This is a genomic window from Sphingobium sp. ZW T5_29, assembly GCF_044987515.1.
In the GTDB taxonomy this organism is placed as follows: Bacteria; Pseudomonadota; Alphaproteobacteria; order Sphingomonadales; family Sphingomonadaceae; genus Sphingobium.
On record NZ_JBJDRM010000032.1, the window covers coordinates 1 to 847 of the forward strand.

The window sequence follows — 847 nt, forward strand, 5'->3', positions numbered from 1 at the left end:
CTAGGTCACATACCCATAAACAGGATTCCCAATCGGTCTAATTTCTGATTCAGTTTTCCAGCGAAGGGAGACTGGCTGTGGCGCGTTTTGATCTGACGGATTTTGAGTGGTCGGTGATTGAGCCCCTGCTTCCGACCAAGGTGCGCGGGGTTGCACGTGTCGATGATCGCCGGGTGCTGAACGGGATATTCTGGCGGCTGCGGACGGGGGCACCCTGGGCGGATATTCCGGCGCGCTATGGCCCGCATACGACATGCGTGAACCGCTTCAACCGCTGGCGCAAGGCAGGTCACTGGGCGCGGATATTGCAAGCTGTGTCAGCAGCTTACCAAGGTGACATCCAGATGATCGACTCCTCGTCGATCCGCGTCCACCAGCACGCTTCCAACGCCCAAAAAAAGATGGTCGATCCCGTTGCATGGGTCGCTCGCGCGGCGGCCTGACAACCAAGATCCATGCGCTGGTCGATGCGCTCGGGCTACCCATCGGCTTGAAGCTGACCGAAGGACAGGCACATGACGGACGATCAGCCGACGATATGCTCGATGGCCTCGGTGAAGGCTGCGTCCTGCTGGCCGACCGCGCCTATGACAGCGACGCCATGCGTAATGCCTTAGCGGCGCGCGGCGCATGGGCCTGCGTCAAGCCGATGCCGAACCGAAAACGCATCCCGGCCTTCAGCCCGTTCCTCTATCGCTATCGCAACCTCGTCGAACGCTTCTTCAGCAAACTCAAGCATTTCAGAGCTGTCGCCACCCGATACGACAAGCGAGACGACAATTTTCTCGCCTCCGTCCAGCTCGCCTCAATCAGGATATGGTTGCGGCATAATGAGTCGGTGACCTAG

Annotated in this window: 1 protein-coding gene; it reads left to right on the forward strand. The window is 59.3% G+C overall.

Features of this window, described 5'->3' with window-relative positions:
* The first annotated feature begins 77 nt into the window (after window positions 1-77).
* Window positions 78-847 (forward strand): IS5 family transposase gene (locus ACI3KQ_RS15905; protein ID WP_404959313.1). Its coding sequence is split into 2 segments (ribosomal slippage): window positions 78-392 and window positions 395-847, totalling 768 coding nucleotides; the frame shifts between segments, so codons are not numbered across the junction.